Below are 18,182 nucleotides of genomic sequence, written 5' to 3'. Positions count from 1 at the left end.
GGCAACGACGCAATGTGCGGCTTGGCTGGCTTTCCCTTCGGGCTGGCGGTGCAATGCGGCGTCTGCTTTGTCGGGCATCCATCCGCATTGCACCGCCAGCGCGTGGGGGAATTGAAGGGGGACACGCCCTAGAATCAATCGCGCATGCCCCTGATCACGCTCATCCTTCTCCCCTTCATCGGCAGCCTGCTGGCAGCGGTTCTGCCCTCCAACGCCCGCAATACCGAGTCCACCCTGGCAGGACTCATCGCACTGTTCTGCACCGTGCAGGCGGCGCTCTACTTCCCGCAGATTGCAGACGGCGGTGTGATCCGGCAAGAGCTGGCCTGGCTGCCCGCGCTGGGCCTGAACCTCGTCATCCGCATGGACGGCTTTGCCTGGATGTTCTGCATGCTGGTGCTGGGCGTGGGCAGCCTGGTGGTGCTGTATGCGCGCTACTACATGTCTGCGGCCGACCCGGTGCCGCGCTTCTTCTCGTTTTTTCTGGCCTTCATGGGTGCGATGGCAGGCGTGGTGCTGTCGGGCAACATCATCCAGATTGCGTTTTTCTGGGAGCTGACCAGCCTGTTTTCCTTCCTGCTGATCGGCTACTGGCACCACCGCAAGGATGCGCGGCGCGGCGCGCGCATGGCGCTCACCGTCACCGGCACGGGCGGCCTGGCCATGCTGGCGGGCATGCTGGTGCTGGGGCACATCGTTGGCAGCTATGACCTCGATCATGTGCTCGCCGCCGGCCAGCTCATCCAGAACCACGCGCTGTACACCACCGCGCTCGTACTGATTCTGCTGGGCGCGCTCACCAAAAGCGCGCAGTTCCCGTTCCACTTCTGGCTGCCGCACGCCATGGCCGCGCCCACCCCTGTGTCGGCCTACCTGCATTCGGCCACCATGGTCAAAGCGGGCGTGTTTCTGCTGGCGCGCCTGTGGCCCGCGCTGGCGGGCACCGAGCAGTGGTTCTGGCTGGTGGGCGGCGCGGGCCTGGCCACCTTGCTGGTGGGCGGCTATGCGGCCATGTTCCAGAACGACCTCAAGGGGCTGCTGGCGTACTCGACCATTTCGCACCTGGGCCTCATCACCTTGCTGCTGGGCCTGAACAGCCCGCTGGCCGCCGTGGCGGCCGTGTTCCACATCATGAACCACGCCACCTTCAAGGCCTCGCTGTTCATGGCCGTGGGCATCGTGGACCATGAAAGCGGCACGCGGGACATCCGGCGCCTGTCGGGCCTGCGCACCATGATGCCGATCACCGCCACCCTGGCCATGGTGGCCAGTGCAGCCATGGCGGGCGTGCCGCTGCTCAATGGCTTCCTGTCCAAGGAAATGTTCTTTGCCGAGACGGTGTACGTGAACACCACGCCATTGCTCGAATGGCTGCTGCCGGTGGCCGCCACGGTGGCCGGCATGTTCAGCGTGGCGTACTCGCTGCGCTTCACGGTGGATGTGTTCTTTGGCCCACCCGCTACCGACCTGCCGCGCCCGCCCCATGAGCCGCCGCACTGGATGCGCGTTCCTGTCGAACTGCTGGTGCTGGCCTGCCTGGTGGTGGGCACGTTGCCCGCCTGGTCTGTGGGGGCCTACCTGTCCGCTGCCGCGCGGCCCGTGGTGGGGGGCGAGCTGCCCACGTACAGCCTGGCGGTCTGGCATGGGTTCAACACCCCCTTTGTGATGAGCCTGGTGGCTTTGGGCGGGGGCATCGCGCTCTACGCACTGCTGCGCTGGCAGCGCGAAAAGGGTGCCATCGATGCGCCACCCGTCATGCGCCGCATCAGCGGCCAGCGGGCCTTTGAGGCCACGCTGGCCGTGCTCAGCCTGATGGGCCGCAATGGCCGCCGCCTGCTGGGCACTGGTCGCCTGCAGTGGCAGATGCTGTGGCTGGTGTGCGCTGCGCTGGTGGCGGGCACCCTGCCCCTGTGGGCGCGGGGCCTGCCCATTGGCGACCGGATGCAGCTGCCGCTGTCCCCCGCCTTTGCGCTGCTGTGGTTGCTGGGTGCCGTGTGCGCCGTGGCGGCAGCCTGGCAGGCCAAATACCACCGGCTGGCGGCACTGACGCTGCTGGGTGGCTCCGGGCTGTGCGTGTGCCTGACCTTCCTGTGGTTCTCGGCGCCCGACCTGGCGCTCACACAGATCGTGGTGGAGGTGGTGACCACCATCCTCATTCTGCTGGGCCTGCGCTGGCTGCCGCGGCGCGACGAGAGCCTGCGCGTGCCCACGCTGGCCGAAGAGCGCCGCACCCAGCTGCGCCGCTACCGCGACATGGCGTTGACGTTGGCCGCAGGGGGTGGCATGGCCCTGCTGTCGTTCGCGATGATGAGCCGCCCCTTCCCCGACAGCACCTCCACCTTCTTCCTGGAGCGTGCGCTTTCCGAAGGGGGCGGCACCAACGTGGTCAACGTCATGCTGGTGGACTTCCGGGGCTTTGACACCTTTGGCGAGATCGTGGTGCTCGGCATTGTGGCGCTCACGGTGTATGCGCTGCTGCGGCGCTTCCGCCCTGCGCGCGAGGTGATGGACCTGCCGCCCCAGCAGCGCGCACTGCCCGCCGATGTGGACACCGACCTCGCCAACCCACGCCAGACTGCCGACACCGCCGTGGGCTACCTCATGGTGCCCGCCGTGCTGGTGCGGCTGATGCTGCCGTTTGCCACGCTGGTAGCGGTCTACCTCTTCATGCGCGGCCACAACGAGCCCGGCGGCGGCTTTGTGGCGGGGCTGGTGTTCTCGGTGGCCCTGCTGCTGCAGTACATCGTCTCGGGCACCTCGTGGGTCGAGGCGCATCTGCCGCTGTACCCGCGCCGCTGGATCGGTGTGGGCCTGCTCGCCGCACTGGCCACGGGCCTGGGCGCACTGGCCTGGGGCTATCCGTTTTTGACCAGCCACACGGCGCATTTTTCGCTGCCCGTGGTGGGTGAGATCCACGTGGCCAGCGCGCTGTTCTTCGACATCGGCGTGTTCACCCTGGTGGTGGGCTCCACCATGCTCATCCTCACCGGCATTGCCCATCAGTCGGTGCGCAGCCACCGCTACAACAACGCACGCGCGGCCGAAGAAGCCCAGGCCGCCGCCACACCGGGAGAAGGTCCATGGAACTGATACTGGCCCTGGCCATCGGCGTGCTCACAGGTTCCGGCGTGTGGCTGCTGCTGCGGCCCCGCACCTTCCAGGTCATCATGGGCCTGTCGCTGCTGTCGTACGCGGTCAACCTCTTCATTTTCAGCATGGGCCGCCTGGGCCTCGCGATTGACAAAGAGCCCGTGCTGCAGCCCGGGGTGCCGCAAGACCTGGCCCACTATGCCGACCCCATGCCCCAGGCACTCACGCTCACGGCCATCGTCATCGGCTTTGCCATGACCGCCCTCTTCCTCGTGGTGTTGCTGGCATCGCGTGGCATGGCGGGCACCGACCATGTGGACGGCACCAAGGGTAAAGACGTGCAGGAAATGCCATGACTATAGAACACCCCCCTGAGCGGCTTCGCCGCTTCCCCCCGCTCTCGCAGCGCTGTGCGCTGCGGGCAGGGGGACGCAGCCCTCGCTGCGGGGCGGCCCTTGCTTGGCTGCCCCGGCCTGGGGCGTGCCAGTTTCATGCGCAGCGCCTTGGACAAATGACATGACATTCATGCACATGCTGCTTGAGCGGCTCATGCCGCACCTGATCCTCACGCCCATTGCGCTGCCCCTGCTCACGGCCGGGCTCATGCTGCTGCTGCGCGAGGAACGCCAGCGCACCAAGGTCACGCTCAACATCACATCGACCCTGGTCGGCCTGGTGGTGGCTGTGTTGCTGCTGGTGCAGGCCAAGGAGCCCAGCGTGCAGACCAGCCTGGGCGTGTACCTGCCGGGCAACTGGCCGGCGCCGTTCGGCATCGTGCTGGTCATCGACCGCCTGTCGGCCATGATGCTGGTGCTGACCAGCACCGTGGCGCTCGCCACGGTGCTGTTCTCGGCCGCGCGCTGGCACCGGGCGGGTGTGCACTTTCACCCGCTGTTCCAGTTCCAGCTCATGGGGCTGGCCGGTGCGTTCCTCACGGCCGACCTGTTCAACCTGTTTGTGTTCTTCGAGATCATGCTGGCTGCGTCCTACGGGCTGCTGCTGCACGGCTCGGGCCGCCCGCGCGTGTCGGCGGGGCTGCACTACATCGCCATCAACCTCGCCGCCTCTTCGCTGTTCCTCATCGGGGTGTCGATGCTGTACGGCATCACCGGCACGCTCAACATGGCCGACCTGGCCCAAAGCATTGCGGGTGTGGCCGTGGCAGACCGGGGGCTGCTGCATGCGGCCGCTGCGATTCTGGCGGTCGCGTTCCTCATCAAGGCCGCCGTGTGGCCGCTCAACTTCTGGCTGGTGCCTGCCTACAGTGCGGCCACGGCGCCCGTGGGTGCGCTGTTCGCGCTCATGACCAAGGTGGGCGTGTACAGCGTGCTGCGGCTGTGGACACTGCTGTTTGGCGCCGAGGCCGGTGAATCCGCGCTGTTTGGCAGCCAGTGGCTCATTGGCGGCGGCATGCTGACCATGGCCTTTGGTGCCATTGGCATGCTGGGCTCGCAGCGGCTGGGTCACCTGGCAGGGTTCAGCGCCGTGCTGTCGTCGGGCACGCTGCTGGCCGCCGTGGGCTTTGGGCAAAACCTGCTCACGGGCGGGCTGCTGTACTACCTGCTCAGCTCTACCCTGGCCGTGAGTGCGCTGTTCCTGCTCACCGACCTGATCGACCGCTGGCGCAACAACGGTGCCAACCTGGCTCCGTATGAGCAGACCGACGACGCACCCTTTCTGTCGGCCGACCTGGTGCCCACCGAAGGCATGAACCTGGACGACAAGGAACAGGCGCTGATCGGCCAGGTCATCCCCGCCGCAGCGGCCTTTCTGGGCCTGGCGTTCATGGCCTGCACGCTGGTCATTGCGGGCCTGCCGCCCTTGCCCGGTTTTGTGGGCAAGTTCGCCATGATCCATGCACTGCTCAACCCGCTGGGGCTGGGCGCGGCCCAGGGCATCCGCCTGGGCGCTGCGGGCTGGATGCTGGTGGCGTTGCTGGTGGGCTCGGGGCTGCTGGCGCTGCTGGCACTCACACGCGCGGGCATACGCCATTTCTGGTCGGCCCAGGGCCGCGCGTCACCGCAGCTTTTGGTGCTGGAGGGGCTGCCCATTGCGCTGCTGCTGCTGGCCTGTGTGGCGCTGGTATGGCAGGCTGGGGCGGTGATGCGCTACACCCAGGCCACGGCCGATGCCCTGCATGCGCCCGGCACTTACGTGCGTGCGGTGATGACCGCTGCGCCCGTCGCGGCTTCGCCTGCGGCGATGCCTGAAACCACGCCACCGGGGAACAAGCCATGACCCAACCTGCTCAACCTGCGGCGTCCAACGCCCCCGCCATGCCGCCACGCCCGGGTCCATTGCGGCGCTTGGTGCCGGCCCCGCTGCTCTCGCTGGCGCTCCTGGGCCTGTGGCTGCTGCTCAACCGCAGCCTGAGCGCGGGCCACTTCGTGCTGGGCACGATGCTGGCACTGGCCATCCCGCTGCTCACCGCCGGGCTGCGCCCGCTGCCGGTGCGCATCCGCAAGCCGGGCACCGTCCTGCGCCTGGCACTCACGGTGGTGGCCGACACCACCCGGTCCAACCTCGCGGTGGCCCGCCTGCTGCTGGCGCCCGGCCGCAGACGCCACCCTGCGGGCTTTGTGCACATCCCGCTGGACATGCGGGACCCCAACGCATTGGCCGTGCTGGCGATGATCGTATGCATCACACCCGGTACCGCGTGGGCCGAGATTTCTCTGGACCGCAGCATGCTGCTGCTGCACGTGCTGGAGCTGGACGACCCCGCCGCGGTGATCGCGGACGTGAAGCAGCGCTACGAGGCGCCCCTGATGGAGATTTTTGAATGACCCCCGTGCTGGACTGGGCCCTGCCGGCCGCCCTGCTCATGCTCGCGCTCGCCATGGGCTGCGCGTTGATCCGACTGCTCAAGGGCCCTTCCGCGCAAGACCGCGTGTTGGCGCTGGACTGCATGTACTTGAGCGGCATGCTGGTGATGCTGGTGCTGGGCCTGCTCTACGGCAGCAAGAACTACTTTGAGGCCGCACTGCTGCTGGCGCTGTTCAGCTTTGTCGGCTCCATGGCCATGGCCAAGTTTTTGCTGCGCGGCGAGGTGATCGAATGACCGAAGCCGCCACCACCGCCACCGCTGTTCTTCCGCTGTGGCTGGAAATCATCGTGGCCGTGCTGGTGCTGGCCGGTGCCGCGCTGGCCCTGCTGGGCTCCATCGGGCTGCTGCGGCTGCCCACGTTTTTTGAACGGGTACACGCGCCCTCCATCATTGCCACGCTGGGCTGTTGGCTGATCATGCACGGCACCGTGCTGTACTTCTCGGTGGCCGACCGCAGCCTGGCGCTGCATGCGCTGCTGATCGCCGTGTTCGTGGCGATCACGGTGCCGGTGATGTCGATCTTTCTCATGCGCGCGGCGCTGTTCCGCGCACGGCAGGCCGGGCGCGACGTGCCGCCCAGCCTGAGCCAACCCAAAGTGGGTGTGAGCACGGAAGTCAAAGACGCCTGATCAACCACTCCTTATTTGATAGCTGCAGGCGCATATAAAACATGCGCTTGCGGCACTTTTGGCTCTTATTTCGCACCCGACACACCAAACCCGCCGCCGCCGGGGGTGTGAATCTCGAACACATCGCCCGGCAGCATCTCTGCCTGGCCGATGTGGTCCAGCAGCTCCACCCGGCCATCGCTGCGCACCACCTTGTTGATACCCACGGCACCCGGCTGGCCGCCCGCCATGCCAAACGCGCCATGGTGGCGCCCGTTCGACAAGATGCTGGCCGTCATCGGCTCCAGAAAGCGCACACGGCGCACGCCCCCGTCGCCACCTTTCCACTGCCCGGCGCCGCCCGATCCCTTGCGGATCTCGTAGCCCTCCAGCCGCACCGGAAAGCGGAACTCCAGCACCTCGGGGTCCGTCAGGCGCGAGTTGGTCATATGGCATTGCACGACGCTGGTGCCACCAAAACCGCCCACCAGCTGCCCGTTGGCATCCCACACACCACCCGCGCCGCTGCCGCCCGAGATGGTCTCGTAGTACTGGTAGCGCGTGCTGCCAAAGGTAAAGTTGTTCATGGTGCACTGCCCCGCCGCCATCAGGCCCAGTGCGCCATACAGCGCGTTGGTGATGCAGGTGGACGTTTCCACATTGCCAGCCACCACTGACGCTGGTGGGTTGGGGTTGAGCATGCTGCCGGGCGGGATGATGACGTTGAGCGGCTTGAGGCACCCCGCGTTCAGCGGAATGTCGTCATCCACCAGCGTGCGGAACACATACAGCACCGCCGCCATGCACACCGCCGTGGGCGCGTTGAAGTTGTTCGTCTGCTGCGGGCTTGTGCCGGTGAAGTCGATGGTGGCGCTGCGGCTCGCTGCATCCACCTTCACGGCCACGCTGATCTGCGCGCCGTTGTCCAGAGGCAGCGTGAACGCACCATCCTTCAGCCGTGTGATGACACGGCGCACGGACTCTTCGGCGTTGTCTTGCACATGGCGCATGTAGGCCTGCACCACATCAAGGCCAAACTCCGCCACCATGCGGCGCAGCTCCTGCTGGCCCTTTTCGTTGGCTGCGATCTGCGCGCGCAGGTCGGCCATGTTCTGCTGGGGGTTGCGGCTGGGGTATTCGCCGCTTTCCAGCAACGCAATCATCTCGCGTTCCCGCAAGGTGCCGCGTTCCACCAGCTTCACGTTGTTGATCTGTACGCCCTCTTCTTCAATGCGCGTGGAGAACGGCGGCATGGAGCCCGGCGTGGTGCCGCCCACATCAGCGTGGTGGCCCCGGCTACCCACATAGAACGTGGGCTCGGCCTCGTTGGCGATGTAGACCGGCGTGATGACCGTGATGTCCGGCAAGTGCGTGCCACCGTGGTACGGGTCGTTGAGCACGAACACATCGCCGGGCTGCATGCGGCCCGCGTTCTCGCGGATCACGGTCTTGATGCTCTCGCCCATGCTGCCCAGGTGCACGGGCATGTGGGGCGCGTTGGCGATCAGGTTGCCTGCGGTGTCAAACAGCGCGCAGCTGAAGTCCAGGCGCTCTTTGATGTTCACCGAGTACGCCGTGTTCTGCAGCTGCAGCCCCATCTGCTCGGCAATGTTCATGAACAGGTTGTTGAACACCTCCAGCAGCACCGGGTCCACCGTGGTGCCCACGGCATGCTGCACGGCGCGCGCCACACGGCGGTTGAGCAGCAGGTGGTCCAGGTCGGTCAGCGTGGCCTCCCAGCCAGGCTCCACTATTGTTGTAGCGTTCTTCTCGGCAATGATGGCCGGGCCGGGGATCACGTCGCCAGGGCGCAGGTCCTCGCGCACCACCAGGGCGGCGTCGTGCCATGCAGGCACGCCATCGATGCCACCGGTGTACATGCGCACGGTGCTGCGGCGCGGCACCTCGCGCGCGGGCTGTAGCGTGTGGCGTGGCTCCACGGGCGCGTCGCCGGGCACCACGGCCTCGACGGACACGGCCTCCACCACCAGGCCCTTGCCCTGCATGAGGAACGCAAAACGCTGGCGGTAAGCGTTCTCGAACGCGGCGGTGATTTCGGCCAGCGAACCCAACGGCACGATGAGCGCCGAGTCGCTGCCCTCATAGCGCACATGCACGCGGCGGTGCACCAGCGCAGTGCCCGCGCCCACCTGCTGGCGCTCCAGCTCGGTGCGCGCGGTGGTGGCCAGTTGCTCCAGCGTGGCCTCGATGCCGGGCAACGCGTCCGGCACGAGCTTGGTTTCCACCGCCTGTTCACGGATCACGTTCTGGTCCGCCAGGCCCATGCCGTAAGCACTGAGCACGCCCGCCAGCGGATGCACAAACACGCGTGTCATGCCTAAAGCGTCGGCCACCAAACACGCATGCTGGCCGCCCGCGCCGCCAAAGCACTGCAGCGTGTAGCGCGTCACGTCGTAGCCGCGTGCCACGCTGATCTTCTTGATGGCATTGGCCATCTGCTGCACGGCGATCTGAATGAAGCCATGGGCTACGTCTTCGGCCTTGCGACCGGTTTGGGCGGCCAGATCACCAAACTTCTGTGCCACCGCATCGCCATCCAGTGCCTCGTTGGCAGCGTGGCCAAACACCTTGGGGAAATGTGCAGGCTGGATCTTGCCCACCATCACGTTCGCATCCGTCACGGCCAGCGGGCCGCCACGGCGGTAGCTGGCGGGGCCAGGGTTGGCGCCCGCGCTTTCGGGGCCGACGCGGAAGCGTGCGCCATCAAAGCCGAGGATGGAGCCGCCGCCAGCTGCTACGGTATGGATGCTCATCATGGGCGCGCGCATGCGCACGCCGGCCACCTGGGTTTCGAACTCGCGCTCGAACTCGCCTGCGTAGTGGCTCACGTCGGTGCTGGTACCACCCATGTCAAAACCGATGACCTTGTCGTGGCCCGCAAGGCCCGCGGTGCGCGCCATGCCGACGATGCCACCGGCGGGGCCAGAGAGGATCGCATCCTTGCCCTGGAATACCTGCGCGTCCGTGAGGCCGCCCGACGACTGCATGAAGAACAGCTTCACGCCTGGCATTTCGCTCGCCACCTGGTCCACATAGCGGCGCAGGATGGGCGACAGGTACGCATCCACCACCGTGGTGTCGCCCCGGCTCACCAGCTTCATCATGGGGCTGGTGGCATGCGATGCGCTCACCTGCGTAAAGCCGATTTCGCGCGCGATGCGGGCGGCGGCTTCTTCGTGCGCGGTGTAGCGGTAGCCGTGCATGAACACGATGGCCGCGCTGCGCAGGCCCGCGTCGTAGGCCGCCCACAGGCGTTCCTTCAGGTGGGCTTCGTCCAGCGGCTCGATCACTTCGCCCTGTGCCCCCATGCGCTCCTGCGCCTCGATCACGCGCTCGTACAGCAGCTCGGGAAGCACGATGTGGCGGTCAAACAAACGGGGGCGGTTCTGGTACGCAATGCGCAGCGCGTCCTTGAAGCCCTTAGTGGTGATGAGCAGCGTGGGCTCGCCCTTGCGCTCCAACAGGGCGTTGGTGGCCACGGTAGTGCCCATCTTCACGCACTCCACCAGCGCGGGCGTCACCGGCTCGCCCGGCTGCAAGCCCAGCAGGTGGCGAATGCCGGCCACCGCCGCGTCCTTGTACTGCTCGGGGTTCTCGGACAACAGCTTGTGCGTGACCAAGGTGCCGTCCGGGCGCTTTCCCACCACGTCGGTGAAGGTGCCACCCCGGTCGATCCAGAACTGCCAGCGGGACAAAGGAGAAACTTGTTGGGACATGATTATGCTATCTAATCAATAGCTGCTAGCGCATTGAATACCTGCGCTACAGCTGCATTTCATTCAAAAAACCAGAAACCAGGGGCAGGTTGTCACAGCGACGCTGCGGAGCGCGCTGCCTGGTCATACATGCCCGAGAGCACACGCAGCAAACGGGCCAATTCGCCGATGTCGCGGTTGAGCGCGTCATCGGCGTTCAAGGCATCGATGAGGCAGCTCTCGCGGATCTCGCGGTAGCGCTGCACATAGGCGCGGCCGGTGTCGGTGGCGGCGTAGGTGACTTCCTTGCCGTTCTTCTGCGAGGCGACCACGCCCAGGGTCTGCAGCTTTTTGAGCGAGTAGTTCACCAGGTGCGTGTCTTCCACGTTCATGATGAAGCAGATGTCGGCCAGTCGCTTGTCGCGCGCGCGATGCGTGACATGGTGCAGCACCACCACGTCGAGCGGCGTCAGGTCCTTGAGGCCCGCCGCCGCCATGCAGTGCACCACCCAGCGGTGGAATGCGTTGCCCGCCACGATGAGGCCGAACTCGAACTCGCTCATCTCTGCACTCTGCGCCGACACCAGATGCGCCGAAGACACGATGGGACCGGAGTCGGTTTTGGTCTTGGGCTTGGCGTCAGATTTCATGGCGGGTTCAGGCCTGCGGGTTCTGTGATTGGCACGGGATATGCATGGGGCATTGTAGGCAAGTCGATGGTAATTTGTTGGCAATTTGTCAGCGTTTAGGCAAAACACCTATCGCAATCGGATCGGCTTCCGATACAGTGATTTGTTACATCCAATCTTGTACATACAACCCTGCGGAGCAATATCCATGAAGCGTCGAATCTTCCCCGTGACCGCACTCGCCCTGACCCTGGCTGCGGGCCTGTCTGCCACCTCGGCATTCGCCCAGACCAAGTGGGACCTGGCCGCCGCCTACCCCGCCACCAACTTCCACACCGAGAACATGGTGCAGCTGGCCAGCGATGTGGACAAGGCCACGGGCGGCAAGCTCAAGATCACGGTGCATGCCAACGCCGCGCTGTTCAAGGCCCCTGAAATCAAGCGCGCGGTGCAAGGCGGCCAGGCGCAGATGGGCGAGATCCTGCTGGCCAACTTCCAGAACGAGTGGCAGCTGTTTGGCGTGGATGGCCTGCCCTTCCTGGCCGACAGCTACGACGCCTCCAAGAAACTCTACGCGGCCCAAAAGCCCTTCCTGGAAAAGAAGCTGGCTGAGCAGGGAATGATGTTGCTGTACGCCGTGGCTTGGCCTCCACAAGGCATCTACACCAAGAAGCCGCTGGCCTCCGCCGCCGACCTCAAGGGCATCAAGTGGCGCGCCTACAGCCCTGCCACCGCGCGCATTGCCGAGCTGGTCGGCGCCCAGCCCGTGACGGTGCAGGCTGCGGAGTTCTCGCAGGCCCTGGCCACGGGCGTGGTCGAATCGACGATGACCTCGGGCGCCACCGGTGTGGACAGCAAGCTGTACGAACACCTCAAGTTCTACTACGACACCCAGGCCTGGCTGCCCAAGAACGCCGTGCTGGTGAACAAGAAGGCGTTTGACGCGCTCGACAAGCCCAGCCAGGACGCGCTGCTGAAGGCCGGTGTCGACGCCGAAGCACGCGGCTGGGCCAACAGTGCCAAGGTCAACACCGACACCGTCGCCAAGCTCAAGGCCAATGGCATGGACGTGGTGACCCCACCGGCCGCCCTGAAGGCCGACATGGCCAAGGTGGGCGACACCATGCTTAAGGAATGGCTGGACAAGGCCGGCCCCGAAGGCAAGGCGCTCATCGACGCCTACCGCAAGTAAGCCCAGGCGCCCACGCACATGCGTCGTCTGCTGGACTTTCTGTACGACAGCGCCGCCGCCCTGGCGGCGCTTTTCATGGTCGGCTTGTTGGGGATGGTGCTGCTGTCCATCGCCAGCCGCCAGTTCCACTTCCACGTGCCGGGCACGGATGCCTATGCGGGCTATCTGATGGCCGCATCGGGCTTCTTGGCGCTCGCCCACACCTTGAAGCGCGGCGAGCACATCCGCGTCACGCTGCTGCTCAACTTTCTGAAGGGCGGCGCCAAGAAGGCGTTCGAGATCTGGGCTTTGGCCATTGCCACCCTGCTGGCCGTGCTGTTCGCGGTGTACAGCTGCAAGCTGGCTTGGCAGTCGCACGAGTTCCACGACATTTCCACCAGCAGCGACGCCACGCCCCTGTGGATTCCACAGATCGCCATGGCCTTGGGCACGGTGATTCTGGCGATCGCGTTCCTGGACGAGCTGGTGCTGGAGATGATGGGCAAGCGTGTGGATGCCTCCTCCGGCGAAGCATTGCGCAATGAATAAACCCGGCACGACCTACCATGAGTGATCTCGCCATAACCGGCCTGCTCGTACTGTCACTGTTCCTGATCCTGGGCAGCGGCGTATGGATCGGGCTCACCCTCTCCGGCGTCGCCTGGATCGCCATGCAGCTGTTCTCCGCCCGCCCGGCGGGCGATGCGATGGCCGTGACCATCTGGGGCAGCGCCTCCAGCTGGACCCTCACCGCCCTGCCCCTGTTCATCTGGATGGGCGAAATCCTGTTCCGCACCCGTTTGTCGCAAGACATGTTCAAGGGCCTTGCCCCGTGGGTACAGGCGCTGCCCGGCCGGCTGCTGCACACCAACGTGGTGGGCTGCACCATCTTTGCCGCCGTGTCGGGGTCGAGCGCCGCCACCTGCGCCACCATCGGCAAGATGACGCTGCCCGAGCTGACGCGCCGCGGCTACCCCGAGCACATGGTGGTGGGCACGCTGGCCGGTGCCAGCACGCTGGGCCTGTTGATCCCGCCGTCCATCATCATGATCGTGTACGGCGTGTCGGCCGAGGTGTCGATCTCGCAGCTGTTCATTGCGGGTGTGCTGCCGGGCATCCTGCTGGCGGCGCTGTTCTCGGGCTACATCATGCTGTGGGCGCTGCGCCACCCCGAACAGGTGCCTGCGGCCGATGTGCGCATGACCTTCATGCAAAAGCTGTCCGAATCCCGCAGCCTGATCCCTGTCGTGCTGCTGATCGCGGCCGTGCTGGGCTCCATCTACACCGGCTTTGCCACCGCCACCGAGGCCGCGGCCGTGGGTGTGGTGGGCTCGCTGGTGCTGTCGGCCGTGCAGGGCTCCATGACTTGGGGCACATTCAAGGACTCGCTGATGGGCGCAACGCGCCTGTACTGCATGATCGCGCTGATACTGGCCGGAGCCGCCTTCCTCACGCTGGCCATGGGCTATATCGGCTTGCCGCGCCACCTGGCGGAATGGATCGCGTCGCTGGGCTTGAACCAGGCCCAGCTCATCGTGGCGCTGGCGATTTTCTACATCATCCTGGGCTGCTTCCTCGACGGCATCTCGATGGTGGTACTGACCATGGGCGTGCTCATGCCCACGGTGCAGGCCGCCGGCATCGACACCATCTGGTTCGGCATCTTCATCGTGCTGGTGGTGGAGATGGCGCAGATCACGCCGCCCGTGGGCTTCAACCTGTTTGTGCTGCAGGGCATGACAGGTCGCCAGCTGCCCTGGATCGCCAAGGTGGCCATGCCCATGTTCTTCCTGATGTGTGGCGCCGTGGCGTTGATCTATGTCTTCCCCGGCATCGTGACCTGGCTGCCGCAGCAGATGTCGGCGCGCTAAACACACCTGCCGCCAGCGGCACAACCAAGCGGGGCGCCTCCACCGGGGACGCCCCGCTTGGCGTTTTGAGGGATGGAGAGGAGCCAGTTCGACGCTCCAAAAATCCGGCGACAATGGCCCGATGTTGAACGTTCTTGCCATCTGCATCGGCGCCTGTGTGGGCGCACTGGCGCGCTGGCGCCTGGGTCTGTGGCTCAGCCCCGGGGGGCTCATTCCCTGGGGCACGGTGGCCGCCAATCTGGTGGGTGGCTATCTCATCGGGGTGTGCGTCGCTGTGTTCCACGCCATGCCCCAACTCGACCCTGTGTGGCGACTGGCACTGGTCACAGGATTCCTGGGCGCTCTCACCACGTTTTCCAGCTTCTCGGCCGAAGTCGTTGAGATGCTGATGGTGCAGCGCTACGCCATGGCGCTGGGCACCACTGCACTGCACCTGCTGGGCTCGCTGGGCCTCACGGTGCTTGGCATGCAAACTGCTTCGTATTTCATAGCATCTCGCGCTTGATGTTCCTGCACTAGCAAGCCATTTCGTCATCCATTCACGCCACACTGCATGGGCCCCCACCCGCTGCTGCCGGTGCCGCCCCTTTCTTCTCTGTTCACCTACCGATACGCGAGCCCCTCATGGAATCCAACACCCAACTCAACGAACGCCGCCTGGCCGATGCCTGGGCCGAGCTGCACAACCACGCCCACAACGGCAACCCCCTGCAGGCCGATGCCAACCGCATGGCCTTTGCCGACCCCGAATTCATGTTCCGCCGCGAAACCCGGGGCATCCGCTTTCAGCTCGAAATGCTCAAGCCCGACCTGGGCCAGGCCGAACAAGGCATTGAAAGCACCGTGGTGGTGTATGGCAGCGCGCGCTTCGTCGCACCCGACGAAGCCGCAGCACAGCTGGCCGAGGCCGAAGCCAGTGGCGACGCCGAACGCGTGCGCCGCGCGCGCCTGGCCGTGCGCAACGCGGGCTATTACGACCTGGCCCGCCAGTTCGCCAAGCTGGTGGCCGACTACAGCGAACGCCAGCGCCCTGCCGACCGCATCTACATCTGCACCGGCGGCGGCCCAGGCATCATGGAGGCCGCCAACCGGGGCGCCCACGATGCGGGTGCACTGAACGTGGGCCTGAACATCGCGCTGCCCCACGAGCAAAGCGGCAACCGCTTCATCTCGCCTTCGCTGTCCTTCAAGTTCCACTACTTCGCGCTGCGCAAGATGCATTTCATGATGCGCGCCAAGGCGCTGGTGGCCTTTCCTGGCGGCTTTGGCACGCTGGACGAGCTGTTTGAAGTGCTGACCCTGGTCCAGACTAAAAAGGCCAAACCTGTACCCATCGTGCTGTTCGGCACCAACTACTGGAAGCGCCTCATCAACTTCGACGTGCTGGTGGAAGAAGGCACGATCTCCGCGCAGGACCTCAACCTCTTTCACTACACCGATGACCCTCAGGAGGCCTGGGACTTGATCCGGGCGTTTTACAAGCTCTGACGGCCAACATAAGGCGGGACGGGTGCCTGAAGCACCTACCTACCCCGCAGGGCTCTCTTCATGGGTTGCGCCCCATCAGCCAGGCCTGCCGAGAGCCTAGCCCCACAGCGCAGCCCACCACCCAGAACAGCCCTCCCACCCCAATCACGGCCCCCGCAGAGCCAAACAGCATGGGCATGAGCACGCTGGATGCGTTGATGGCCATGAGCCGCAGACCCAGCGCCTCGCCATGGCGGGCCGGCGGCGTGATCTGGTGCAGCAGGCTCATCACCATGGGCTGCACCGAGCCCAGTGCAAACCCGAGCAGCACCGAACACGCACCCATCGCCAGCGCGCTGTGCAACAGTGGGTAGACGCCAAACAGCACGGCCGTAGCGACCATGGCGCCCGCCACCACCACCCGTTCGCGCAGGCGCTCTGCCACGATGGGCATGAGCACCCGGATGACGGCAGCGGCAATCGCAAACGCCCCCAGGATGGAGCCAATGACGGACGCTGACAGGCCCCGCTCGTGCCCCAGCAGCGGGACCACGAAGGTGTGCACGTCCCAGCACGAGGACAAGATCCAGTTGACCAGCAACAAGCGACGGAACGGCGGCTCGTTCATCAGGTCCCACGCACGGTGCGGGGGGCCGCCCGCGGCGGCAATCACGGGCGGCAGCTCTACCGTGTCTCGCACCCAGAACCAGGTGAGCAGGGGCAACACCGCCATCAGGGCGAAGGCGGCGCGATAGCCCTCGGTGCTGCCCGCCGCACTGCCCGCGTTGTCGATCATGAGCCCCGCGCAGAAAGGCCCGATGAAGTTGGACACCGCAGGCCCGATGGCCAGCCAGCTGAACACCTGCTTGAGCTGCGTGGCGTCGTGCGCAGCGCGCCCCACGTGGCGCTGCAGTGCAATGGTGGCGGCCCCGGTGGCGCCACCGGTCATCAACGCAGCCACACACAACACCGGAAAGACGGGGAACACCTGCGCCAGCGCAGCCCCTGCCGATGCAAGGGCCACCGCGTAGCCCACGGGGCGCTTCAAGCCGTGCCGGTCCGCATAGCGCCCTGCGGGCAAGGCCAGAAAAACCTGCGTGAGTGCGAACAATGCCAGCAACACCCCCACGGCTGCTGCACTGTGGCCCTCGCGCAGCGCCAGCAGTGGCGCCGCCAGTCGCATGCCCGCCATGCAGGCGTGCACGCAGATCTGCCCCGCAATCAGGCGCGCCAAGGCCCAGTTCACGGCAGGTCGTCCTCGGAATCCAAACCAGGCAATGCCGATGGACTGGCCCCTGCCAGCGGCACGGCCGTGTCGGGCGCAGGCAGGTCCTGCACATCCCGCAGCTTGCGCTGGATGGCGCGGGTGCGCACCCCCACCTCGTCAAACTTCTTGGCGGCGGCATCGATGGATTTTTTGGTGGCCTCGACCACATCGCCAAACTTGGCGAACTCGGTCTTGACCATGCCCAAGAGGCTCCACACCTCGGACGAGCGCTTTTCGATCGCCAGCGTCTTGAAGCCCATTTGCAGGCTGTTGAGCATGGCGGCCAGGTTGGCCGGGCCGGTGATCATCACGCGGCACTCGTTCTGCACGGATTCGACCAGGCCGGGGCGGCGCATCACCTCGGCAAACAGGCCCTCGGTGGGCAGGTAGAGCACGGCGAAGTCGGTGGTGTGTGGGGGCGACACATACTTGGCAAAGATCTTCTTGGCCTCCAGCTTGATCGACGTCTCGAACGCATTGCCTGCCGACAGAATGGCTGCCTTGTCGGCCGCGTCCTGCGCGTCCAGCAGGCGCTGGTACTGCTCCACTGGGTACTTGGAGTCGATGGGCAGCCACACCGGGTGCTCGTCGCTCTTGCCGGGCAGGCGGATTGCAAATTCCACCAGCTCATCGCTGCCCGGCACGGTCTTGACGTTGCGCGCGAACTGGTCGGGCGTGAGCACGTTGTCGATGATGGCGCCCAGCTGCATTTCGCCCCAGGTGCCGCGCGACTTCACGTTGGTCATTACGCGCTTCAAGTCGCCCACGCTACCCGCCAGGGTCTGCATTTCGCCCAGGCCCTTGTGCACTTGTTCGAGCCGGTCGCTCACCAGCTTGAACGACTCGCCCAGGCGCTGCTCCAGCGTGGCGTGCAGCTTTTCGTCCACCGTGCGGCGCATTTCTTCGAGCTTGGTGGCGTTGTCGGCCTGGATGGCGGCCAGGCGCTCGTTGAGGGCGGTGCGCAGCTGCTCGGCGTTGTGCTGGCTGCCCTGCACCAGCCCGGTGAGCTGCTGCGACACGGCGTCTTGCAGCACCGCAAACTGGTTCTTGATCTGAAAGCCGTTGGCTTCGAGCTGGTCCTTGAGCGCTTGCGACATCACTCCCAGCTGCGACTGGGTATCGCCCTTGAGCGAATCGAGCGTAAGGCGTGTGGCCGCATCCAGTGCTGTGAGGCGCTGCTCCAGCCGCGCCTCGAATACGCCAAAGGCAGCCAACAGCTCGGCGCGGCCGTTGCGGGATTCGGCCACGGCCTGGGCCAAGCGTTCGTCCACGGCATGGCGCAGTGTCTCCAGCGTGGACTGCGTGGTCTGGGTAAAGCCGCGCAGCTGCTGCCCCATACCGTCCAGCGCGCCATCATTCTTGGCCACCGCAATCTGCGTCGCCTGTGTGGTTTGCTCCAGCGACTGCAGGCGTGCCAGCCACTCGGGCGGCAGGTCCACGCGGGGACGGCGCAACAAGAGCACCACGAGAAGGACCAGCGCCAGTGCCAGCGCCGCCAAGAGAACAAGTGTGTCAGTGGCCAAGGTTTACTATATT

The 18,182-nt window shown here is 65.7% G+C and carries 15 protein-coding genes; 11 read left to right on the top strand and 4 right to left on the bottom strand.

The features are described from left to right. Nucleotides 1–144 precede the first annotated feature (144 nt). The 6 genes from ATF69_RS19025 to mnhG all read left to right on the top strand — a co-directional run bounded on the left by ATF69_RS19025 (nt 145) and on the right by mnhG (nt 6,546). Nucleotides 145–3,090 (top strand): monovalent cation/H+ antiporter subunit A, encoded by a 2,946-nt coding sequence (locus tag ATF69_RS19025; RefSeq protein WP_146871942.1) that lies wholly within the window; start codon nt 145–147, stop codon nt 3,088–3,090. Next, nucleotides 3,081–3,446 (top strand): Na+/H+ antiporter subunit C, encoded by a 366-nt coding sequence (locus tag ATF69_RS19020; RefSeq protein ID WP_015014440.1) that lies wholly within the window; start codon nt 3,081–3,083, stop codon nt 3,444–3,446. Before ATF69_RS19025 ends, ATF69_RS19020 begins: the two co-directional genes overlap by 10 nt. 160 nt (nt 3,447–3,606) lie before the next feature. After that, a complete protein-coding gene (locus ATF69_RS19015) occupies nt 3,607–5,328 on the top strand; it encodes a monovalent cation/H+ antiporter subunit D (protein WP_146871941.1) in 1,722 nt (573 codons plus the stop codon). A 38-nt stretch (nt 5,329–5,366) separates the two neighbouring features. Then, nucleotides 5,367–5,876 (top strand): Na+/H+ antiporter subunit E, encoded by a 510-nt coding sequence (locus tag ATF69_RS19010; protein ID WP_146871994.1) that lies wholly within the window; start codon nt 5,367–5,369, stop codon nt 5,874–5,876. After that, a complete protein-coding gene (locus ATF69_RS19005) occupies nt 5,873–6,151 on the top strand; it encodes a K+/H+ antiporter subunit F (protein WP_056063664.1) in 279 nt (92 codons plus the stop codon). The genes ATF69_RS19010 and ATF69_RS19005 overlap by 4 nt, the downstream gene beginning before the upstream one ends. Continuing rightward, the gene (mnhG, locus tag ATF69_RS19000) at nt 6,148–6,546 is read left to right on the top strand and encodes a monovalent cation/H(+) antiporter subunit G (protein ID WP_056746366.1); all 399 of its coding nucleotides are present in this window, start codon (nt 6,148–6,150) and stop codon (nt 6,544–6,546) included. The genes ATF69_RS19005 and mnhG overlap by 4 nt, the downstream gene beginning before the upstream one ends. Before the next feature lie 65 nt (nt 6,547–6,611). Here the strand turns inward: mnhG and ATF69_RS18995 are convergent, their stop codons facing one another. Then, nucleotides 6,612–10,262 (bottom strand): hydantoinase B/oxoprolinase family protein, encoded by a 3,651-nt coding sequence (locus ATF69_RS18995; RefSeq protein ID WP_146871940.1) that lies wholly within the window; start codon nt 10,260–10,262, stop codon nt 6,612–6,614. 92 nt (nt 10,263–10,354) lie between these two features. After that, on the bottom strand, nt 10,355–10,891 hold the full coding sequence (locus tag ATF69_RS18990) for a winged helix DNA-binding protein (protein WP_146871939.1): 537 nt from the start codon (nt 10,889–10,891) through the stop codon (nt 10,355–10,357). 187 nt (nt 10,892–11,078) lie between these two features. Here ATF69_RS18990 and ATF69_RS18985 point away from each other — a divergent pair, with 187 nt between their 5' ends. The 5 genes from ATF69_RS18985 to ATF69_RS18965 all read left to right on the top strand — a co-directional run bounded on the left by ATF69_RS18985 (nt 11,079) and on the right by ATF69_RS18965 (nt 15,400). Further along, nucleotides 11,079–12,062, top strand: a complete 984-nt coding sequence (locus tag ATF69_RS18985) for a TRAP transporter substrate-binding protein (protein ID WP_146871938.1) — start codon at nt 11,079–11,081, stop codon at nt 12,060–12,062. Nucleotides 12,063–12,080: 18 nt separating this feature from the next. Beyond that, nucleotides 12,081–12,590 carry a TRAP transporter small permease gene (locus ATF69_RS18980; RefSeq protein ID WP_056746372.1) on the top strand — a complete coding sequence of 170 codons (510 nt, stop codon included), beginning with the start codon at nt 12,081–12,083 and terminating at the stop codon, nt 12,588–12,590. Between the two features lie 17 nt (nt 12,591–12,607). Then, complete coding sequence (locus tag ATF69_RS18975) at nt 12,608–13,912, top strand: TRAP transporter large permease (RefSeq protein ID WP_146871937.1); 1,305 nt, start codon at nt 12,608–12,610, stop codon at nt 13,910–13,912. Nucleotides 13,913–14,033: 121 nt separating this feature from the next. Then, nucleotides 14,034–14,417, top strand: coding sequence for a fluoride efflux transporter CrcB (gene crcB, locus ATF69_RS18970; protein WP_121942719.1), 384 nt, complete (start codon nt 14,034–14,036; stop codon nt 14,415–14,417). 119 nt (nt 14,418–14,536) lie between these two features. Then, nucleotides 14,537–15,400, top strand: a complete 864-nt coding sequence (locus tag ATF69_RS18965; RefSeq protein WP_146871936.1) for an LOG family protein — start codon at nt 14,537–14,539, stop codon at nt 15,398–15,400. A gap of 58 nt (nt 15,401–15,458) precedes the next feature. On the opposite strand, the gene ATF69_RS18960 is transcribed toward ATF69_RS18965, so the two are convergent. Next, complete coding sequence (locus ATF69_RS18960; protein ID WP_146871935.1) at nt 15,459–16,625, bottom strand: MFS transporter; 1,167 nt, start codon at nt 16,623–16,625, stop codon at nt 15,459–15,461. Beyond that, on the bottom strand, nt 16,622–18,169 hold the full coding sequence (locus ATF69_RS18955) for a DNA recombination protein RmuC (RefSeq protein ID WP_146871934.1): 1,548 nt from the start codon (nt 18,167–18,169) through the stop codon (nt 16,622–16,624). Before ATF69_RS18955 ends, ATF69_RS18960 begins: the two co-directional genes overlap by 4 nt. Between the last annotated feature and the right edge of the window lie 13 nt (nt 18,170–18,182).

Source organism: Acidovorax delafieldii, assembly GCF_007993815.1.
GTDB classification, from domain to species: domain Bacteria; phylum Pseudomonadota; class Gammaproteobacteria; order Burkholderiales; family Burkholderiaceae_C; genus Acidovorax; species Acidovorax delafieldii.
This window is presented reverse-complemented; position numbering and strand designations above follow the sequence as displayed.

Excerpts from the sequence above, each read along its gene's own strand:
- ATF69_RS19025 (WP_146871942.1), top strand. The coding sequence starts at position 145 with ATGCCCCTGATCACGCTCATCCTTCTCCCCTTCATCGGCAGCCTGCTG.
- ATF69_RS19020 (WP_015014440.1), top strand. The coding sequence starts at position 3,081 with ATGGAACTGATACTGGCCCTGGCCATCGGCGTGCTCACAGGTTCCGGC.
- ATF69_RS19015 (WP_146871941.1), top strand. The coding sequence starts at position 3,607 with ATGACATTCATGCACATGCTGCTTGAGCGGCTCATGCCGCACCTGATC.
- ATF69_RS19010 (WP_146871994.1), top strand. The coding sequence starts at position 5,367 with ATGCCGCCACGCCCGGGTCCATTGCGGCGCTTGGTGCCGGCCCCGCTG.
- ATF69_RS19005 (WP_056063664.1), top strand. The coding sequence starts at position 5,873 with ATGACCCCCGTGCTGGACTGGGCCCTGCCGGCCGCCCTGCTCATGCTC.
- mnhG (WP_056746366.1), top strand. The coding sequence starts at position 6,148 with ATGACCGAAGCCGCCACCACCGCCACCGCTGTTCTTCCGCTGTGGCTG.
- ATF69_RS18995 (WP_146871940.1), bottom strand. The coding sequence starts at position 10,262 with ATGTCCCAACAAGTTTCTCCTTTGTCCCGCTGGCAGTTCTGGATCGAC.
- ATF69_RS18990 (WP_146871939.1), bottom strand. The coding sequence starts at position 10,891 with ATGAAATCTGACGCCAAGCCCAAGACCAAAACCGACTCCGGTCCCATC.
- ATF69_RS18985 (WP_146871938.1), top strand. The coding sequence starts at position 11,079 with ATGAAGCGTCGAATCTTCCCCGTGACCGCACTCGCCCTGACCCTGGCT.
- ATF69_RS18980 (WP_056746372.1), top strand. The coding sequence starts at position 12,081 with ATGCGTCGTCTGCTGGACTTTCTGTACGACAGCGCCGCCGCCCTGGCG.
- ATF69_RS18975 (WP_146871937.1), top strand. The coding sequence starts at position 12,608 with ATGAGTGATCTCGCCATAACCGGCCTGCTCGTACTGTCACTGTTCCTG.
- crcB (WP_121942719.1), top strand. The coding sequence starts at position 14,034 with ATGTTGAACGTTCTTGCCATCTGCATCGGCGCCTGTGTGGGCGCACTG.
- ATF69_RS18965 (WP_146871936.1), top strand. The coding sequence starts at position 14,537 with ATGGAATCCAACACCCAACTCAACGAACGCCGCCTGGCCGATGCCTGG.